The sequence below is a fragment of the Arthrobacter sp. H5 genome, assembly GCF_000520595.1.
In the GTDB taxonomy this organism is placed as follows: Bacteria; Actinomycetota; Actinomycetes; order Actinomycetales; family Micrococcaceae; genus Arthrobacter_D.
This window is the reverse complement of record NZ_KI915027.1, coordinates 12,677-14,679: the sequence shown is the minus strand read 5'-3', so window position 1 is coordinate 14,679 and position 2,003 is coordinate 12,677. Positions and strand designations below refer to the sequence as shown.

General features: G+C 61.5%; 2 protein-coding genes and 1 pseudogene. 1 reads left to right on the top strand and 2 read right to left on the bottom strand.

Features of this window, described 5'->3' with window-relative positions; all coding sequences use genetic code 11:
- Positions 1-215 (top strand): hypothetical protein (locus tag Y708_RS0119675; RefSeq protein WP_028281236.1); only part of this gene is annotated, 215 nt, incomplete at its 5' end.
- Between the two features lie 148 nt (positions 216-363).
- Here Y708_RS0119675 and Y708_RS0119670 read toward each other — a convergent pair.
- Positions 364-1,170 (bottom strand): hypothetical protein, encoded by an 807-nt coding sequence (locus Y708_RS0119670; RefSeq protein ID WP_028281235.1) that lies wholly within the window; start codon positions 1,168-1,170, stop codon positions 364-366.
- A gap of 148 nt (positions 1,171-1,318) precedes the next feature.
- Positions 1,319-2,003: pseudogene (locus Y708_RS26595) on the bottom strand (hypothetical protein); the annotation flags it as partial.

The following is a 2,003-nucleotide window of genomic DNA, read 5'->3' as shown; positions in this document are numbered from 1 at the left end:
CCGCCACCAGCTACCAGGACCTCCTGGCTCACATGGCAACCCGCACGCGGAACACCACTAAACTCACCAAACCACAGACCCCGGAGCACGACAGCATTAACGGCCAGCACGAGCCCGCCAGCGATCTGACCTTCGAACTGCTCACCGTCCCCACAGCCCGCCAACGCAGGGCCATGGACCTCGTCGACCACCACGCCCGAAACCACAGAAAGTAGCCAGACACCCCGGACCCAAAAACGCCAGGAACCCCGACAAACCGGGGTTCCTGGCGTTCTGTCTAACGTAACTTCAGCCTAGGAAATCTGCCCACCGAAGCGTCGTGTTCGGTGGGCATAAGTGGATATGTCCACTGAAGGGGCTCGATCAGCGGGCACGCTTGAGTGCCAATCCGCGTCTCACCAAGTCGAGGAAGACGTCCGGGGCATCGACCAGCAGCGGATAGCTTGCGCGCAGCACCGGGATCCCTCCAACTGTCAACAGATTCCCGCGCCTTCTGTCTTCCTCAAACTCCACCTTCCCGCTGTGAAACTCCCGTCCATCTGCTTCGATCCCCAGAATGCCGTCCACAAACAGGTCCAGCCGGCCCACGCCCTTCACATACACCTGCGACTGGACCGAGAAGCCTGCCTTGACCAGGTGATACCTGCCCACGGTCTCGATGATCGACTCGGAATGCGGGTCAACGTGCGCCACAATGCTCCGGAGATCCCCATCCCTACGACCACTCGAGCGCTCACGAAGCTGCGCCAATGAGACCAGGTTCCTGGCTACGGCGGACTCGACAATACATAAAGCATCGAGTTCCGGAAGGCAGCGCATGGCCTGGACACAAATTTCCGCTACTTCACCAGGGCTGTTGCTCCGATGAACTATGAATCGTGCGTCCAGCGGCCTGCCATGGTTGACCGAAACGTGGAGACAGGACGGCGCCCGTAGTATCCAGAGGCCTAACCGTTGAGCGGCGCTGATGCATGCTAGCTCAGCATTGACGCACTTCGCGGCCAGCACATCCGGCTCTGCGCCCGGAATGGCAAACACGCCGCGTGCGGGTCTCTGAATTTCCCCTCGGTCCAGCGCAACCTGAAGAGCCGAGCCGCCAAATCCGGCCGCAACCAGTTCTCGACGGCGTGCGGCACCGCCGAGTCCGCTCAACGTCTGCAAAAGGTTCATGCAAATATCCTGCACCGTCCGGATGCACTGTGTGCGGCACTGGCCTGCTATGTGGACAGATTCAGTGTTCTGGAGATCCAGTCAGCCAGCGCACCTGCCCGCCAACGGGACTTGTTCGTGATGGATGGGCACGCCGTCGGAAGAATGTTCACGCGATGCGTGTCCCCTGGGCCAACCGGCGAACCGGAGTCACAAGCTTCTTCCGCCCGAGCCACAGCAGTCCCCCGGCCAGCGCCCCCTGCACCACCAGCCCGAGCGGCCAGATGGGAAACTGCCCACCCGCCGCGTCGTTCGCCTGTCCCTGCGCTTCAGCGCAGGTCACGTCATAGTCGGCTCCCGCCAGCGACGTTCTGACTCCGTCGCTGATGACCTCCATGATGCCTGGAGTGCGGAATTGGGCGTCGGGACCAACTCCGGCAAAATCCTCCGGTACGGCGCGGTCGTACGGTACAGCGTCCGCAACAACCACAAAGGGGTTCGCGGCAAGAAGCCAGGTAATCCGCTCCGTGTGGTAGACGGTCTGGGTAAAGGTATTGGTGGTGCACACCATGTCGTCCTCGGTCATCACCTCACTACTGAGGCCGGCCTCAGCCGGAAAGCTGTAGAAGGAACTGGTCACTTCCACGTCCTCTTCCTGAACCAGGCTGAAACTCAGACCGAACGCGATGAGAGTGCCCAGCCCGAGCAGCGCAACCATCATGTAGGTGGTAACAATCGAGAACAGGGGACGTCCTGCCAGCGCGGAGATGCCGATGCCCAGGGCACACACCACCCCCAGTTCCACGGCCAGCATCACAAGGGAGACGAAGGCCTCGGCGGGATTTACCCCGCCA